14 protein-coding genes are annotated in these 16,232 nt (G+C 53.6%); all 14 read right to left on the bottom strand.

The features are described from left to right. Positions 1–41: 41 nt before the first annotated feature. The gene (locus LGH70_RS19175) at positions 42–1,070 is read right to left on the bottom strand and encodes a glycosyltransferase (RefSeq protein ID WP_226189025.1); all 1,029 of its coding nucleotides are present in this window, start codon (positions 1,068–1,070) and stop codon (positions 42–44) included. A 70-nt stretch (positions 1,071–1,140) separates the two neighbouring features. Beyond that, a complete protein-coding gene (locus tag LGH70_RS19170) occupies positions 1,141–2,193 on the bottom strand; it encodes a glycosyltransferase (protein ID WP_226189023.1) in 1,053 nt (350 codons plus the stop codon). Positions 2,194–2,249: 56 nt separating this feature from the next. Further along, positions 2,250–3,191 (bottom strand): glycosyltransferase family 2 protein, encoded by a 942-nt coding sequence (locus LGH70_RS19165; RefSeq protein ID WP_226189020.1) that lies wholly within the window; start codon positions 3,189–3,191, stop codon positions 2,250–2,252. A gap of 46 nt (positions 3,192–3,237) precedes the next feature. Then, positions 3,238–3,876, bottom strand: a complete 639-nt coding sequence (locus tag LGH70_RS19160; RefSeq protein WP_226189017.1) for a NeuD/PglB/VioB family sugar acetyltransferase — start codon at positions 3,874–3,876, stop codon at positions 3,238–3,240. 77 nt (positions 3,877–3,953) lie between these two features. Then, on the bottom strand, positions 3,954–5,033 hold the full coding sequence (locus tag LGH70_RS19155) for a DegT/DnrJ/EryC1/StrS family aminotransferase (protein ID WP_226189014.1): 1,080 nt from the start codon (positions 5,031–5,033) through the stop codon (positions 3,954–3,956). A 108-nt stretch (positions 5,034–5,141) separates the two neighbouring features. After that, positions 5,142–5,516, bottom strand: a complete 375-nt coding sequence (locus LGH70_RS19150; protein WP_226189011.1) for a hypothetical protein — start codon at positions 5,514–5,516, stop codon at positions 5,142–5,144. 429 nt (positions 5,517–5,945) lie between these two features. After that, positions 5,946–7,760 (bottom strand): hypothetical protein, encoded by a 1,815-nt coding sequence (locus LGH70_RS19145; RefSeq protein ID WP_226189009.1) that lies wholly within the window; start codon positions 7,758–7,760, stop codon positions 5,946–5,948. A 53-nt stretch (positions 7,761–7,813) separates the two neighbouring features. Further along, complete coding sequence (locus LGH70_RS19140; protein WP_226189006.1) at positions 7,814–9,583, bottom strand: ABC transporter ATP-binding protein; 1,770 nt, start codon at positions 9,581–9,583, stop codon at positions 7,814–7,816. Between the two features lie 183 nt (positions 9,584–9,766). Continuing rightward, complete coding sequence (locus LGH70_RS19135) at positions 9,767–10,699, bottom strand: glycosyltransferase family 2 protein (protein WP_226189004.1); 933 nt, start codon at positions 10,697–10,699, stop codon at positions 9,767–9,769. 22 nt (positions 10,700–10,721) lie between these two features. After that, a complete protein-coding gene (locus LGH70_RS19130) occupies positions 10,722–11,828 on the bottom strand; it encodes a DegT/DnrJ/EryC1/StrS family aminotransferase (RefSeq protein WP_226189002.1) in 1,107 nt (368 codons plus the stop codon). Positions 11,829–11,905: 77 nt separating this feature from the next. Continuing rightward, positions 11,906–13,486, bottom strand: a complete 1,581-nt coding sequence (locus tag LGH70_RS19125) for a glycosyltransferase family 39 protein (protein ID WP_226189000.1) — start codon at positions 13,484–13,486, stop codon at positions 11,906–11,908. Between the two features lie 345 nt (positions 13,487–13,831). Beyond that, positions 13,832–14,779, bottom strand: coding sequence for a GNAT family protein (locus LGH70_RS19120; protein WP_226188998.1), 948 nt, complete (start codon positions 14,777–14,779; stop codon positions 13,832–13,834). Continuing rightward, entirely contained in the window at positions 14,764–15,171 is a 408-nt protein-coding gene (locus LGH70_RS19115) for a sugar 3,4-ketoisomerase (protein WP_226188996.1), read from the bottom strand. The genes LGH70_RS19120 and LGH70_RS19115 overlap by 16 nt, the downstream gene beginning before the upstream one ends. Before the next feature lie 17 nt (positions 15,172–15,188). Beyond that, positions 15,189–16,184 carry a UDP-glucuronic acid decarboxylase family protein gene (locus LGH70_RS19110; RefSeq protein ID WP_226188995.1) on the bottom strand — a complete coding sequence of 332 codons (996 nt, stop codon included), beginning with the start codon at positions 16,182–16,184 and terminating at the stop codon, positions 15,189–15,191. Positions 16,185–16,232 lie beyond the last annotated feature (48 nt).

The following is a 16,232-nucleotide window of genomic DNA, read 5'->3' as shown; positions in this document are numbered from 1 at the left end:
CGACGTTACTTGTGGTGGTAGTATTCGGGGGCTTGGCCGGGCTATTTACCGCTCAGGCGCTGGCGTAGCGCACTAATTTGCCGGAATACTTTAACTGCTTCCTCGCGCTGCTTTAAAGACGTCTGGAAATTATAGAACAGCCGTAACGTCTCAAAATTGCTAATCAGACCTTCTTTATCCCGGCGGAAGGCGGCGTTCAGCAGGTTGCCGGGCTGCCGGGCCATCTGCCCGGCCAGCCATACCAGCCGCTTGTTGTAAAGGAAGCGAAACTTGCTTTCCGTCAGGTCCGGGTTGCGGAAAATGAAGTAGTACACAATGCTGGTAAGCTGCGAGGAAGCTGTGCCCTGCCCAATGCGCATCAGGTAGCTCCAGGTGAGACGCTCCTTGAACATGAAGTGCTTAAAACGCAGGCGGTCATCATACCACAGCTTGTAGCCGGCCAGCTGCATGGCATCACCCAACTCCACGTCCTCTCCGCTCACGATGATTTTACCGCGCTTGGTCGAGGTCGTGAACTGAAAGCCGTGGGCCAGCAGCTTCAGCCAAGCCGACTTACGCACCACCGAGCCGGCTCCGTAGAGGTAGCCTTCGTGGGCCGGTAACGGACCACTTTTGCCACCATTTTGGGGGCCAACGGCGTACACGGCCTGAAACGTTTCGAACCAGTCGGGTGCCGGTATTTCAAACATACCTTCGGCGTGACCACCCAGCACCCCGATTTCGGGGTGGGCGCTCATAATTTCATCTACCAGCGTGAGGTAGTTTGGTGCTATCCAGTTGTCGTCATCGATGATGACGATGTTCTCGTAAGCGGCGTCATTAAATCCCCGAATCAGCGCATTTTCCTTACCGGACACGGGCTCTTCCAAGACCCGAAACGGCACCTGAAAATTGAGCGTGTGCTGCAGGCTTTGGGCGACTTCCACCGTATTATCGGAAGAGGCATTGCTAATCAGCAGAACCTCCCAGTCCACAGTACTGCTTACCTGCTGGGCCGCCACGTAGCGTAGCGTATCGGGCAGGCGCTTAGCGCCATTATGCGTGCAAATCAGAACAGTTATTCCGTTCACTTTCTCAAGAATTTAATGTAGAAGCCAGCCCACTGAGCCTGTTATTTGTCGGCGGGCGTAGGCTGTATGTTTACTTATCTAACGCCCGCAGCCGGCCAATAAAGGCCTGCACCTCGTCGTAGCTTTTGTCGCCGCTAACCTCCTTTTTGACCAGCGCCTTGAATTGCTGCCAGTAGTAGCCGGCGCGAATGGCGGACGTTTCGCCTTCCCGGAAAAACTCCCGGTTCCGGAGCGTTTTGCCCAGAAAGGAAAGTGTGTACTGCAGCGAATACTTGGCGTTCCGAAGCCAGATAAATGACTTCTGAGCCTGCGTAGACCGGTGCAGAGCCGCAATGTAGTCGATGTAGGGCCGTAAAGCAGCCTCGGATTCGGCGTTGCCCGCAAATATGCGCTCCACGTAATCCCAGGTCAGGCGCTTGGCCGGAATGAAGTGCTGAAAGCGCAGCCGCTCATCATACCAGATTTTGTAGCCGGCCAGCACGAAGGCGTAGCACATCTCGTTGTCTTCGCCCGAGCTCAGCTTGTCGCCGTGGCGGCCCGTGAGCATAGACTTGAAGCCGGCTTTGTAGATTTTCTCCCAGGCTTCCTTGCGCACCACGCAGCCCGCGCCATACACGTAGCTGGGGCCGGCCGTGATGTCGCCTTGGTGTGTAGCCTGCTTGTCGGCCGCGTAAATGGCGGCGAAGTCCTTGAACCAGGAAGGGGGCTGAATTTCACATTCGGGCCGGCCAATGCCGCCCAGCGCGCCAATCTGCGGGTCTTGCTCCATTACTTCCCACGCCAGAGCCAGGTAGTTTTCCTGCAGCCAGTTGTCGTCGTCCACGATGCACACGTACTCGTAGCGGGCCGTGGCAAAGCCTAACTCCAGCGCGTTGCTTTTGCCGCTTTTGCCTTCGTACAGAATCTGGTACGGGAAAGGGAAATTGAGCTGCTCGAACGTGGTGGCGGCCACCTGTGAAGTGGCATCCGATGAGGCATTATCGACCAGAATTACTTCCACGCCAAAGGTGGCAGCGGGTATTTTCTGCTGCGCCAGCGCCTGCAGCGTTTCTGTGATTCGCGCCGCGCTGTTATAGGTACAAATCAGGACGGTTATACCGCGTTCTTGGGGGGCAATCTTCATAGCAAAAGGAGCTGGGAGTAGAGGTCAGGAAGTAGCGGGCCGAGGCCAACTGACTTCTACTTGCCCGAAAGCTTTTTGTACCACTGGTAAGCAAGTTGTTTCAGGTGGCTAACGGTGCGGGGCTTACTGACCACCGAAATAGCCTTCCAGTAATTGTAGTAGCTCTCCAGCGTGTTGCCTCCCTGCTTGAGGCGGACACTCTGGTCGAAATGCAGACCCTCCAGAAACTCGTTGAAACGGCCGTGGTACCGGTTATCGACCATTTGCTTGTAGTAGCTGGTTTCAAAAATCTGCTTCTTGTTGCGGGCAATAATTCGCTCGTTCTGGGTAGCCGACATGATGCCGCCGGGGTGCACCCGGTAGCGCGACATTACCTCGGGCAGGTAATACATGTTACCGGTGCGCGTCAGCAGCAAATGCAGGGTGTAGTCGCCGCTGAAGGCCTCGTGCATCCACTGCGGAATGGGAAAAAGCGCCGAGCGGCGAAACAACATGGAAGCCGTCGGAATAAACCAGCCATGCTCGGCAATGTCGCCCTGCGTAATCTCCTTCTCATGCTTGGCCAGCGCCGCCGGGTACTTGTCGCTGAACAGCCGGGGCGGCTTGGAGTCGTCATCCATAAACTCCTCTGCATCGTGGATGCAGGTGGTGCAGCTAGCGTGTTGCTCCAGAATATCGACCTGGCGCTGCAGTTTGTCGGGGCTGGTCCAGTAGTCGTCGCCTTCCACGATGGCGATGTAGGTCCCGGTGCAGGCCTCCAGCGTTGCCAGGAAATTGCCCATCACTCCCAGGTTCTTCTCCGGCAGCAGCAAGCGGATACGGTCCGGGTAGCGCCGCTGATAGTCGAGGGCAATCTGCCGGGTGCTGTCCGTCGAGCAATCCTCCCCTAATACCAGCTCGACGTCAAAGCTCGTTTTCTGCATCAGAACTGAGTCAATGGCCTGGGCCAGAAACCGTTCATGATTGTAGGCAATACAGCAGACGCTTACGGTAGGCATAACGGGGAAAGTATTAAATGACTGGAAAGCTTATGCAAAGGTGCAACTATTCGGTTGCTACCGGGCGCCGCACCACCCGACCCGGAACACCCACTACTGTAGCCCCAGCTGGCACATCGTGGATGACAACGGCACCGGCTCCAATCTTGGCACCAGCCTCAATCGTGAGGCGGGGCAGTACTGTGGCATTGGCTCCAACCATCACCATGTCGCCGAGCCGGCAGCCTCCCAACAGCCGTGCGCCGGGTGAGATTTCGCAGTAGCTGCCCACTGTCACGTTGTGGTGCACGGCTGCTCCCGCGTTCAGTAGAGTGCCCTCCCCGAGCCGGGTAGCATTGGCGACAAAGGTATGGTGCATAACGTTCAGGCCCTCCCCTAGCACGACGCCGTGCTGGCCAATCTGCGCCGAGGATGCCACCACCGACTGCAGCTGTCCGCCCAGCGCACGGAATTTATCGGCCAGCTGCTGCCGCAGCCGGCCGCCGCCCAGCCCCAGCACAAAGGCCGGGTCCTGCTGAAACAGCGCGGGTACCTGATCCAGGCTACGCAGCACCGGAAACTGTCCGAACAACAGCGGCTCCAGATCCGGCGTCACGTCATCAAAGAAATACAGATTGCCCGCCGCAAACTGAGGCAGACACTGCAGAATTTCTATTGCATGGCCACGGGCACCTACTACTAGCATGCAGTTAACCTTTAGCTGTTCAATGAGGAAGGTATTTTATCAGCGCTTTACCTGGCCGCAAGCTCCGGCGGTCAACTCTACAAAGCGGATCTGATGATGCTGCAAATCAACTGTACTTCCTCATCGGTCAGCTCGTAGTAGAGCGGCAGGCACAGGGCGCGCGTGGAAATATCCTCCGAAACCGGCGCCGGCTGATGCCCAACGTATTCGAGCGTGTTGAGCGACGGGTAGAAGTAGCGGCGCGGGGTTACGTCGGCGGCATTCAGGGCATCGCGCACGGCCAGCAACACCGGTTCGGATGGCATCACGGTGGGATAGTATGAGTAGTTATACCGCGTGGTGTGCTCCTGCAGCCGGGGCTGGCGCACCGGCGTATCGGCCAGCAGGGCATCATAAAGCTCACTGATTTCCCGGCGGCGGCGAATTAGCTCGTCGACCCTGGGCAGTACGCACAGTCCCATAGCGGCATGAAACTCAGAGCTTTTGCCATTTACGCCCACTCCCCAGAAGGCTTCTGGCCCGTTGTGGCCGAAGTTGCGCATGTAGCTGATGCGGTGCGCTAGGTCATCATCGTTGGTTACAATAGCACCTCCCTCTACGGTGTGAAACAGCTTGGTCGCGTGGAAGCTCAGGGTAGAAACATCCCCGTAGTTGAGCACCGACATATCCTTATACATGACGCCGAAAGCATGCGCCGCGTCGTAGATAACGCGCAGGCCGTGCCGCTGTGCCACGGCTTCAATAGCTTCTACGTTGCAAGGATTCCCGTAAACGTGCGTTGCCATGATGGCCACTGTTTGGGGAGTAATAGCAGCTTCCAGCAATTCGGGGTTGATGCACAGCGTCTCAGGGTCTATGTCAACGAAAACCGGCGTGCTCCCCTCCCACACGATGCTGGAGGTGGTGGCAACGTAGGAAAAGGGAGTAGTCAAAATCTCCCCTTTCAGGTCCAGCGCCTTCAGCGCTATCTGCAGGGCAATGGTGCCGTTATTAACAAAGAACAGGTGCTTCACGCCTAAGTATTCCTTCAGGCTCTTTTCCAGCTCGACTACCAACGGTCCAGCATTGGTTAAATATACCCGCTCCCAAATGCCCGCCAGATAGCCCGCATATTCCTCCATTGGAGGCAAATAAGACTTGGTTACATTAATGCTCATACAAGCGAAAACATGTTGTAGTGAAAAATATGCGGGCCATAATAGCTGGTAAGCTACATAGAGGCAGAAAACCTGGAGCTCCTCAGGAAAGCTACTAACAGAAGCAGCTCATAAATTCATGAAGGTGTGAGTACTGAGATGCAGCCCGGCGGCTAAGCCGCGGCCCATTACCGCAAACAGCTCAGCCCCCACGGAAGCCGTTACCAATAAATCACCCGGAGTGGAAGGCAGAGCTGGAATAGAGAAGATATTTTGTACTTCTCCAAGCCCTACTCCTCGCCACCCTTCAACTGTCGCAACTGACATGTCAAGCACCACCCCCGCCCGAATCATCAGCAAAGAAGCCTGAATAGGACTAATACTGCCAGATGAATAACGGAGGTTTATGGTGCTCATGTGCTGTGCCCTGCCTGCAAAACTACCGGAAAGGTCGCTATAGAACGCCTCATCAAGTTGGTAGCCCTCAAATTCTAGGTGGGGCAAAGTTAAGGATTTTGTAGCAGATAGCTTGTTTATAGCTATCCTGAAACTGCTAACCAAGCCTTCCCGACGATAAGCCCGGCTCCGCCGCTTGCTCTGGCTGCCTACCTTCCGGCTCGACAATTGCTTTGCAGAACAGCGAAATGGAAATTCAGTGAGCCGGATTTATACCTCGCTGCACTTAAAAACATGGCCCCAGTACCAGCTTTACTGTACTTCCATTTTTACTGGACGGGCAACGTAGTTCCTGAATCAGGGAGCACTCACAAAAGCAAAATAGAACTACTGGCTGAAACCAATTTATAACGAAACAAATAATGCAAAACCCATATCTATTTATTAATAACAAACCCGCCGCATAGGGTTACCGCATTCTGCAATTGAGGTAATCCTGTGCGGCGGGTTTGTATGCTGGCTGACAGCTGGAGCCGCTTATTGAGCAGCCTGCACCTTGCGGGGCGCATATACGGTTAGCGTATCCTGATAATTTCGCCAGTTATACTGGTTGGGATTGTAGGGACTCAGCAGCCGCTTGATTTCCACGTAATCCTGCGGAAAGTGCATCCCATGATTATTCATACAGGCTAGCAGCTCGTCACCTGGTTTCTCATTAATCAGCAGAAAAGCCGTGGTCAAATCCATCTTGGTTTTTGCCAGTGCATCACAGTTTCGTACATCAAGCTGCCCGAATATCCATGGGTTTCCCGGTGATATTCCATTCAACACATATACTAGGCCCGGCAAATCGTACATGGCGACAATGGGCATGCCCGGTTGAAAGCCGGCCTTGCTCATCGACTGCGACACGTCGCCCATAAACTGCGCGGTTTTGGGGTCCAGGTTTAGTACGGCCGGAGCGTGTGTTTTACCAAACGTGACGGGCACGGTCTGCTCCAGCATATTGGCGGCTTGTACATAAGGAGCCAGCAGCATTCCGTAGGCACATTGCTCAGCTATGACCAGTGCCGGCACTAGGAACACCAAGACCCGGGCCGCTGCTGCTTTTGCCACTACGGGCATGCTGACGAACATAATCAACATCAAGGCAAACCAATAGTTGATATCAAGCATGAAGTTCATAAACAAGTTGTTGTAGGTACCTATCGCTCCTACAAAAGGTAACATAAACAGCCATCCTGCAATAATCAGCTTGCGCCATTTCAATTTCTTGTATGGCTCCTCCAGGTAGGCCGCGCAGAACATTGCCGTAACAATCAGCAGGATAGCTAAAAACCATACCGCCGACCGATTATAATTCAGGTGCGTATTCTTGTATAAATCAGTCCGTAGCGCCTGGTATATCAGAAAAGCTATGATTGCCAACCCAATACCAATCTGAACCAGAGGTGTTAGACGCAACTTGCCGCGCAGGCAGGCCCGCGTCAGTAAGAAGCTCATCAGAATGAATGGAGAGAAAGGATAAATCAGCGTACGGATAATAGGGTATGCATCTTTGAGGTAACGCACCAGCAAGCCGCCATTATAGCTGGTTTGTAGTAGCAGCCGAGTTTCGTGCACAAAATTGGCACTCCAAACGCCAAAGGACTGAATACTAACAAAAAACAGTAACAAGCCTGACAAAAAGCCTAAAACGACCAAAGCAACTGGTTTGTACCATTCCTTTACGTTGGCTAAGCCAGAATATAAGCTAAGCACAAGTAGGCCCGTACCTAAAGCCACTACGCTAGAGCTACCTTTAACAAACAAATCAAGGCCAACGAAGAGCGCTCCTATATAGAGGTAAGCGTGCCGCCATTTCAGCTTGTCGGCGCTTGGGTAAGCGCTGTACAGTAGAATACTGCTGGCAAAAATGGCTATGCAGAAAGAATTAATATTGTTATAAAAAATAGTTCGGGGAAAGATGGAGTACTGCAGAAAGTTGCCAATAATGAAGAGACCAGCAATTAGCCAGTACGGCAACGATACTGCCTGATATTTTTCCTGTATCCATTTCCAGATACCAGCTGCCAATAGTAGGGCCGACGTGATTGTTGTAAACAAGCTGGCTGCCCGGTACCCGATAATAGAGGTGTAAGCCGGACTCAGCACCTTGCTTACCAGCAGGTTAAAGCTTGTAAAGCCGGAGCTATACTCCTCGGGATAGGTGTAGCCCAGCAAATAAAATCCTTCGTCGGTTAAGTCGAATCCCTTATCAATAGCCCAGAGAAAAAGACCAATTAAAATTGCTGCTATTGCACCCACCAAAAGTGAGTAAATAGAAAGCCGCGGAGCGGAACTATGCGTCATAATTGGCAACCTGACGTGGCAAGAAATGCAGGAAATGAAAGGGGAAATTGGAACTATAGCACCCGGTTGAGCAGGTCTTGATATTGGTGCGTAGACACTATCTTACCCGCGCTCAATTCATAAATTTGGTCACAATCCCGCAAAGTAGTGATGCGGTGAGCGATGATAAGAATGGTCATATCTGTGCTCGACAGGCGGGCAATGGCCTCGTTCACCTCTCGTTCCGTTTCGTTATCCAGCGCGGAAGTTGCCTCGTCCAGAATCAGAATTTCAGTTCGCTTGTACAAAGCACGGGCAATGCCAATACGCTGACGCTGTCCGCCCGAAAGCTTCGAGCCCCGCTCACCAATGAACGTATCAACGCCATCGGGCAAACTATTTACAAAGCCACGGAGCGAGGCCTGCTCGATAGCATAGCCAAGGCGTTCCTGATCCACATTCGTATCGCCCAGGGTGATATTCTCCTTAATGGATGCCTCCATTAGGAAAGTATCCTGCTTCACGTAGCCAATAATGCGGTGCCAAGCCTCTATGTGCTCTGGCCCCAAAACCTTGCCATCAACTAGAATGTGTCCTTGCTGCTCGATATAGAAACGCAGCATCAGGTTCATCAACGTAGTTTTGCCGGAGCCGGAGCTGCCGATAAAACCCACTTTCTGGCCTTTCTGGATGGTGAGTGACACTCCCTGCAAAGCAGCGCTGGGGGCTTCGGGGAAGCTAAAAACCAGATTATCCAGTTTGATGCTATTCTGAAACGACAACTCGGCCTGTTGTAGAGGTTGCGCAACCTGGTATTTCGGCTCACGGTAGGCTTCCAGATCTTCAATGGTATACTGGCACTGCTTGAGCTGCACCATAGCCATCAACATGCGGTTTACGGAGGGCATCAGACGGTAGGCAGCGGCGGCGAAGAGGCCAACGAGCGTAATGAGATTCGTGGAGGACCCAGGCACATAGATGGCATACAGGAAAATCGTCAGGACACCCAGAATGGCAACCATCTCAATTACTTTCAGCGGCAGCAACGTGTAGAGGTACACCTCGGCATCAAGCTTCTGAATTTCCCGCTGGTTATCCAGCAACTGGTCCTTGAAGCGCTGCTGTTTGTTGGCCAGCTTCAACTCGGCGAAACCCGTGAACAAGTCGCCGATAATGCTGAAGGAAATAGGACGCAGCTCATTCACGCGGTTACCAATCGACTGTGCCCGGGCACGTAGTGCGCCGTAGGTAAGCAGGGTTGTGGGCACCAGCACCAAAGCCAGAATTACCAATAGCAGTGGCTTATAAACCAAGATACTGACCACAATGACCAATACGACTGCTACTTCGGAGAAGAAGATAAACAGCGGGCGCAAAATCATGTTCACGTACGTACTAGGCACCTGCAGTGTGCTGTTAATCAGCTGAGAAGAGCCTAAGTCGTTGAAATACCAGAAGGGAAAATTCAGGTATTTGGACAGCTGATTCTGGATAATACTCAAACCAACATCAGCCGTGAAGCGCGTTTGCAGATAGTTGACCCAGGTGGAGAATAAGTTTTTGAACAGAAAAAACAGAAATACCCCGACTATCAGCGCGAGCAGAAAGCTTTGTTCCGATTGAAAATTTAGTCCTTCGTAAACAGGCGCAAAATATTTGCTTTTTTGCACTCCGCCTGGTTCCGCGGCTACCATCATAACCGGTACGAGGGAGGCCAGGCCAACCACATCGAGAAAGGAAGCAAGCAGCAGCAACACAAACATCCAGATGGCTTTGCGTTTTTGAGGCGTAGAAAGGTAATAGCCAATGCTATTAAGTGAGTATCGGATAATTCCGGTGTTCATGGCTGCGGGGTTCACGCCGAAAGCTGAGAGCTGAGCGAAGCGCTTGTGCGGAGTTGGCTCGGCTCCGGTCTCAGTTAAGCTGGGTAGGTACGAATTTTAGCTCCTGCATGTTTTGCAAAGTGTACCGGGGAGCAAATCAGAAATAACGCACTAAGCCCCCAAAATTACAGGGATTTGTGAAGCTTACTTGGCGTACAGGTTTTTGACCACGTACAGCGGACGGCTACGTGCGGCATCAAGGCCACGCCACACATATTCGCCAATGATGCCCAGAGCTATCATCTGGAACGCCGAAACGAAGAGCAAGACCAGCATCAGGGTAGTCCACCCTTCTACTTCGATGCCGCCAAACACTTTCACGCCCAGGATGTAGAGCCCGTAGAGCAGCGCAACAAAGCCCATGACTACGCCCACAACCGAAATGGCCCGAATGGGAAAATAAGAAAAGGCCAGAATGGAATCAATAAAGAGCTTAATCTTCTTCTGGATGGTCCAGCGCGACTTACCGATTTCACGCTTGCGCCGCACGTACGGAATGTTTACGTAGGGGTAACCCAGCCACACCATTAGGTAAAACAGGTTGCTGTTACGCTCCTTTAATTCCAGGATATGCTCTCCTACCTGCCGGTCGAAAAAGACGAAGTCGAAGCCCCCATCCGGGATGTTGGGCAGGGCAATTTTCTTCATCAGAGCATGAAAGGTTTTAGCAAACAGCTGCTGTAATCCGGTTTCCTCCCGATCCTGACGGTTGCCGATAATCAGCTTCAGCCCCTTTTTCCAGTAGTCATACATCTGCACCATCAGCTCGGGCGGGTCCTGCATATCGGCCGTGATGATGGCCATACAGTCGCCGGTAGCCTGCTCGATGCCGGCTACAATGGCATTGTAAGACCCCACGTTGCCGGCCAGCTCTACTACCCGAACCTTCTCCGGATAAGCAGCCTGAAAAGCCAGAAGCTCCCGCAGGGTTCCATCACCCGAGCCATCATCGACGAGAACGTACTCGAACGTCAGCTCGGCGGGAAACAGGGCCTCATTGGCAATCAGCTCCCGGCTGGTGACTGGAATATTACCTTCGTTGAAGTAACAAGGAATGATGATCGATAACTTGGGCATTGAGGGGAAATAAGGGCAGAAATTACGATTGAAAGAAGGTGCGAATCGCGCTGCTCACAACTTCTACTTCCGCTTCCGTCATACCGGGCCACATGGGTAGGCTCAGGCAGCTGGTTGCCAGCTCTTCGGCAATTGGAAAAGCGCCAGCCTTGAAATTCATGAAGCGGTAGGCTTCCTGCAGGTGGGGCGGAATCGGGTAGTGAATCAGCGTGCCGATGCCCTGCTCGCCCAGATACTTTTGCAGCTCGTCGCGGCGGCTCGTGCGCACCACATACAAATGGTACACGTGGGTGGCTCCCTGAGCCACAGCCGGCAAATGCAAATCGGTAATACCGGCCAGGTGCGTATCGTAGAGGGCTGCCACTTCCTGCCGCTGGCCTGTCCACTCCATCAGCAAGGGCAGCTTGGCGCTGAGAACGGCAGCCTGCAGCTCATCGAGACGGGAGTTGTGGCCGATGACTTCGTTGTAGTATTTCTGCTGGGAGCCATAGTTGCGCAGGGTGCGCACCTTCTTGGCTAGGTCAGCATTATTGGTAGTGACGGCGCCGGCGTCGCCGAGGGCACCCAGATTTTTGCCCGGATAAAAGCTAGTTGCATTCACGTCGCCGAAGCTACCTGTGATACCGCCGTTGTAAGTAGCGCCCTGCGATTGAGCGTTATCTTCCACCACGTACAGGTTATGACGCTTGGCGACGTCCATAATGGCTTGCATCTCACAGGCTTGACCGTAGAGGTGCACGGGCATAATGGCCCGGGTGCGGGGCGTAATGGCAGCCTCCAGCAGCGCTGGATCCAGATTATAAGTCGTCGGATTAGGCTCTACCGGAACAGGCGTAGCTCCAACAAAGGAAATTGCCAGCCACGTAGCGATGTACGTGTTGGAGGGTACGATTACCTCATCTCCCTCCTTGATATCGAGGGCTTTCAGGGCCAGGTGCAGCGCATCCAGGCCATTGGCTACTCCTACGCACTCAGTGGTTGTAGAGAACTGGGCGTACTCAGCTTCGAACTGCTTGACGGCCTCACCCAGCACATACCACTGGGAATCAAATACCCGGCTCATGGCCTCAAGCACCTGGGAACGAACAGCTTGATTTTGGGGCGTAAAGGAGAGAAAAGGGACTTTCATACGGCGAAGATAAAGGATACCGGGTAAGCCGGTAGAGAAGAACGTTGTTTTAGACAATTATTAGTTGGGCAAAGGCATCAGGCGGTGGCAACGCTACGTACGGATTTTGCCCAGCGCTGAGGTACCCAACTCGCCAATAAGAGGGCCGCTGGCACCAGCATGAATACATCGGCCTGCAGCAGATAGCGCATTTCCATCGTGCGAAAGACAATAGCCATATAGCCAAAAATGACAGCAGCAAACATCAGGGCGGGCCATAATCCGGGCAGCTTACGATAGCGCCAAGCTCCTATAAAACCGAGCGCCAGCAGAACCGAGCGCCACATGAATAAAACGGAGGTGAGTTGCTGGGCTCTGGTAATCTTTTCTCCAGATATCGGTTTAAACTGACTTTTGAAGAGAATCTTCTGAAAATTAAGCAATGGTACTTCTACCCGGGCCCGAATCGGATGCCGATGAATGTAGCTGGCCCGTAACCGATTGAAGCCCGCACTAACTACGTCGTTACAGTTGTGATGCCGTAACGTATTTACCTGCTGCGCTTTCTGGTAATGATTGAAGCCCGCTCCTGCAGAGGCGTCGGTTTCTGAAGTACTTCCCCTCAGCAAGAGCATCCGGACGTGGAAGCTAGAGGCGCAGGTACGACTTAAGGTTACCAGGGAATCTATTAGCTGCTTTTCCGCAGGGGTGTTGATAACGTGTTCCGGAAAAGAGGGTTTTTCGGCAAACATGATTTCGTCAAAACCCATTGTCACATCGTTAGTCCAAGTAAGCATCCAGGCCAGGGCGGTCTGCGCGTCTTCCTGCAGGTTGGCGTAGCCGGCAGCTGCTGGCTTGAGCGGAATCAAGCGCCCCAACACCATGTAGTTTCGAACCGGCCACCAGATATACAGGGAAAGAAAACCGGCTAGTACCAGTACAATAGGATGTGCTATTGTTCTAAGGTCTTTTTTATCAGACCCAATCAGCAAGTACAGCATTGTAACTGCTACGCACACGCCCAAAAACTCCCGGACATATAAAATTACCGCGAGTAATACTCCGAGTAATACCCAATTCAGGGCACGAGGGCGCATAAGGAGCAAAGCTGCCCACCACAATAAAACCAAAAACAAACCCAGCGTTTCAGTACCTGTAATGGTAACCCAGACGATGCTGAAAGGATAAAGGGTGAGCAGTAACGCCGCCAGAAACGGGGCCCAGGAAGTAGGAGAAGACAAACGAGCCGTAATGACGTATATCAGCCAGATACCTAAGGTATCTAGCAGCACTTGGGTGCACGCAGTGGCAAACAGTACCTTTTGTTGCCCGAACACCAAAAAATGCGCCCCGTAGAAAAACGGATAGCCCGGCAAGCGGCCGACAGCCGCCTCAGGCTCCGTTAAGTCAAAGGTATAGCGTCCATGCTCAAGCAGATTGTGGAAGCTCAGCACGTAGGAATAGGAATCCCCATTCGAGTAAATATCACTTTGGCGGCTGGAATAATAGATTTCAGCTCCGAAGGCCAGGAACAACAAGCGTAGTACTAGTCCTACCGCCAGCAGAGGCCAGACACTTTGCCAGGTGCTGCGGAGGCTAGTGCGCAGGCCAGGCCGGTCGGCTTGGCGTTCATTTTCTTTTATAGTTCTCTGATTGGATCTAGTGCCAACTTCCATCATACAGTGCTTATCTAGTTAAGAGTAAGAAATGAGAGCCATTGGGCTGCAGGTTAGGAAAGCCCAGAAATGCTTCCTGTTTCCTTTCTAACTGTCTTCCTAGCTCTGTGGTGAAAAAACAGCCCTTTACCTCTTGCTGGCATTCCGCCAACCCAATTTGGTCTGCCAGCATCTTGGCTTAGAACCAAATATTTACTCCCTCACAGCGACCAGTATGTACTGCTAGTCATCGGGAAAATCCGCATCCCTTACGCAAGCAGAAAATCATCTTCTGCTTGTCCGAAGCAATAAATGTATACCCTATTTAGCTCATGCATCAAGCGCAACAACGCATTCGTACTCTAAAAATTACACCGACCATGCCAGTACGTGGCTCGAACCGCCGAGCTTAAAGCCGAGTTTTTCGCAGGTGCGAAACACAGCCCGATTGGTCGCCTGCGTGGTCATCAGCACATACTCAGCGCCTTGCTGCTGGGCGCGCTGCACCGTTTCCGAAACCAGCTTCAAATGCCAACCTCGATTAGCAGGCCCTACTGCCGTGAGCACAACACGGGAAAAACCGGTACCTAAACTTGCCCCGTGGGCCTGCAGGTCGCTGATGGCTAGAAAGGAGTCAACCGGTAAATTATCTTCAGCCGGCACCAGCACGGCATCGCAATACCCTTCCACAGCCGCCGACGCATACCGCGCCAGAAACTGGTCACCGGTGTCGCCGGCAAACCAGCGGTCCGCGTGAAACCGGTCGTATTCGTTGCGGGCCGCGGCCGAAATCCGGCCGATAGCCGGGGCTTCCTCCTTTCGGGCTAGCCGCACCGGGTAGCGAGGCTGCTCAAACGTAGCCACCGCATCGTGGAAGAACAGCAGCCGGGTTTCGACCATGCGCCACCCTGCCGAACCCAGGGCCTGCGCCACGCGGGTATCCTCGGCGGGCAGCTCCGCGAAACAATACGTGGCTCCCTCCTGCTGCAACTGCTGCCGAAAAGCCTTACCTGCCGCCGCCAGTACCTGCGCGGAAGTATCGTCGGCAAACAGCATGGTGAAAACTTTGTAGACGGCCGACTTGAAGAAGTCACTGTCCCAGGGCAGGTATGCGTACAGAAACTGCACGATGGTTCCGGCCTGCTCAAATTCGAAAATCCGATGCGAAGCATCAGCAGCGTACTGCTCGGCCATTCCGGTGCCAAACAGCCGCTGCTGAGTTTCTACGTTAAGCTTGCGCAGGAAATTGTAGGGCGAGTAAAAGAAGAGCTTATCTGCCCGGGCCGCTACTAGTTCCGCATTTACTTGGCTCCCCATACCTGGCGAAAATCTTCGTACTTCCGGATGTAATCCTGCTCGTTGTACCGGGTGGAGGCAAATACCAGCTGCACGGCCGTGTGCGAGTACTGCATGGTATGCCAGGCATTCGGCGGCACATATACCCCCACGTGCGGCGACTCCAGCACGAAAGTATGCACCTCACCGTCGGGCATTTCTGTGGTGACGATGATGCGGCCGGCCACAGCAATGAGCACCTGCTCGGTGGCGTGATGGGCATGGCGCCCGCGCACGATGCTTTCCGGCGTGAAATAGGTCCAGAAGGTACGCTCAATGGGAAACGGAATCAGCCCGTTAGCTTCCCCGACGGAAATGTAGCCAATGTCGGAGGCGCCCAGTTTTGGAAACTCGATTAAATGTGGCTTCTGCATATGCGTCGGGGAAGTTATTAGAACGTGCGTGGCGTGTTATCAACCTGGCCGGCAGCGGCCACCTGAACGTGCTCCTTGAAGTACTCCAGAGTACGGCGCAGGCCTTCGGCACGGTCTACCTTCGGCTCCCAGCCCAGAATTTCCTTGGCTTTGGTAATGTCCGGCTTGCGCTTCATCGGGTCGTTCTGGGGCAGCTCCTGGTAGGTGGGTTTGAACTCCACGTTCATAAGCTTGGCAATTTCTTCGCCGAACTCCTTGATAGTGATTTCATCGGGATTGCCGATGTTCACGGGCAAGGCATAGTCGCTCAGCAAGAGGCGGTAGATGCCTTCCACCAGGTCGTCGACGTAGCAGAACGAGCGGGTCTGGGAACCGTCGCCGAATACGGTCAGGTTCTCACCGCGCAGGGCCTGGCTCAGGAATGCTGGCAATACACGGCCGTCGTTCAGGCGCATGCGCGGGCCGTAGGTGTTGAAAATCCGCACGATGCGGGTTTCCAGCCCGTGGTGGTTGTGGTAGGCCATGGTAATGGCTTCCTGGAAGCGCTTGGCCTCGTCGTAGCAGCCACGGGGACCCACGGGGTTTACATTGCCGAAGTACTCCTCTACCTGAGGGTGAATTTCGGGGTCGCCATATACCTCCGAAGTGCTGGCAATCAGCATGCGGGCGCCTTTCACGCGGGCTAGGCCCAGCAGGTTGTGGGTGCCCAGCGAGCCTACTTTCAGCGTCTGAATCGGAATTTTGAGGTAGTCGATGGGCGAGGCGGGCGAGGCAAAGTGCAGGATGTAGTCCAGCTTGCCGGGCACGAATACGAACTTCGACACGTCGGCGTGGTGGAACTCGAAGTCCTCGTTGCCAAACAGGTGCTCGATGTTGCTCAGGTCGCCGGTGATGAGGTTATCCATGGCAATGACATGGTAGCCTTCGGCCAGGAACCTGTCACAGAGGTGGGAGCCCAGAAAGCCCGCACCACCCGTAATCAGGACGCGTTTTTTATCGGAAGTAGTAGCCATTTGGTAGCAATTGGCGCCCGACCCTACGGCCGGGCGCGTGATGAGATA

The sequence above is a fragment of the Hymenobacter nitidus genome, assembly GCF_020447315.1.
Taxonomy (GTDB): Bacteria; Bacteroidota; Bacteroidia; order Cytophagales; family Hymenobacteraceae; genus Hymenobacter; species Hymenobacter nitidus.
This window is presented reverse-complemented; position numbering and strand designations above follow the sequence as displayed.

Excerpts from the sequence above, each read along its gene's own strand:
- LGH70_RS19170 (WP_226189023.1), bottom strand. The coding sequence starts at position 2,193 with ATGAAGATTGCCCCCCAAGAACGCGGTATAACCGTCCTGATTTGTACC.
- LGH70_RS19165 (WP_226189020.1), bottom strand. The coding sequence starts at position 3,191 with ATGCCTACCGTAAGCGTCTGCTGTATTGCCTACAATCATGAACGGTTT.
- LGH70_RS19160 (WP_226189017.1), bottom strand. The coding sequence starts at position 3,876 with ATGCTAGTAGTAGGTGCCCGTGGCCATGCAATAGAAATTCTGCAGTGT.
- LGH70_RS19155 (WP_226189014.1), bottom strand. The coding sequence starts at position 5,033 with ATGAGCATTAATGTAACCAAGTCTTATTTGCCTCCAATGGAGGAATAT.
- LGH70_RS19145 (WP_226189009.1), bottom strand. The coding sequence starts at position 7,760 with ATGACGCATAGTTCCGCTCCGCGGCTTTCTATTTACTCACTTTTGGTG.
- LGH70_RS19140 (WP_226189006.1), bottom strand. The coding sequence starts at position 9,583 with ATGAACACCGGAATTATCCGATACTCACTTAATAGCATTGGCTATTAC.
- LGH70_RS19135 (WP_226189004.1), bottom strand. The coding sequence starts at position 10,699 with ATGCCCAAGTTATCGATCATCATTCCTTGTTACTTCAACGAAGGTAAT.
- LGH70_RS19130 (WP_226189002.1), bottom strand. The coding sequence starts at position 11,828 with ATGAAAGTCCCTTTTCTCTCCTTTACGCCCCAAAATCAAGCTGTTCGT.
- LGH70_RS19125 (WP_226189000.1), bottom strand. The coding sequence starts at position 13,486 with ATGATGGAAGTTGGCACTAGATCCAATCAGAGAACTATAAAAGAAAAT.
- LGH70_RS19120 (WP_226188998.1), bottom strand. The coding sequence starts at position 14,779 with ATGGGGAGCCAAGTAAATGCGGAACTAGTAGCGGCCCGGGCAGATAAG.
- LGH70_RS19115 (WP_226188996.1), bottom strand. The coding sequence starts at position 15,171 with ATGCAGAAGCCACATTTAATCGAGTTTCCAAAACTGGGCGCCTCCGAC.
- LGH70_RS19110 (WP_226188995.1), bottom strand. The coding sequence starts at position 16,184 with ATGGCTACTACTTCCGATAAAAAACGCGTCCTGATTACGGGTGGTGCG.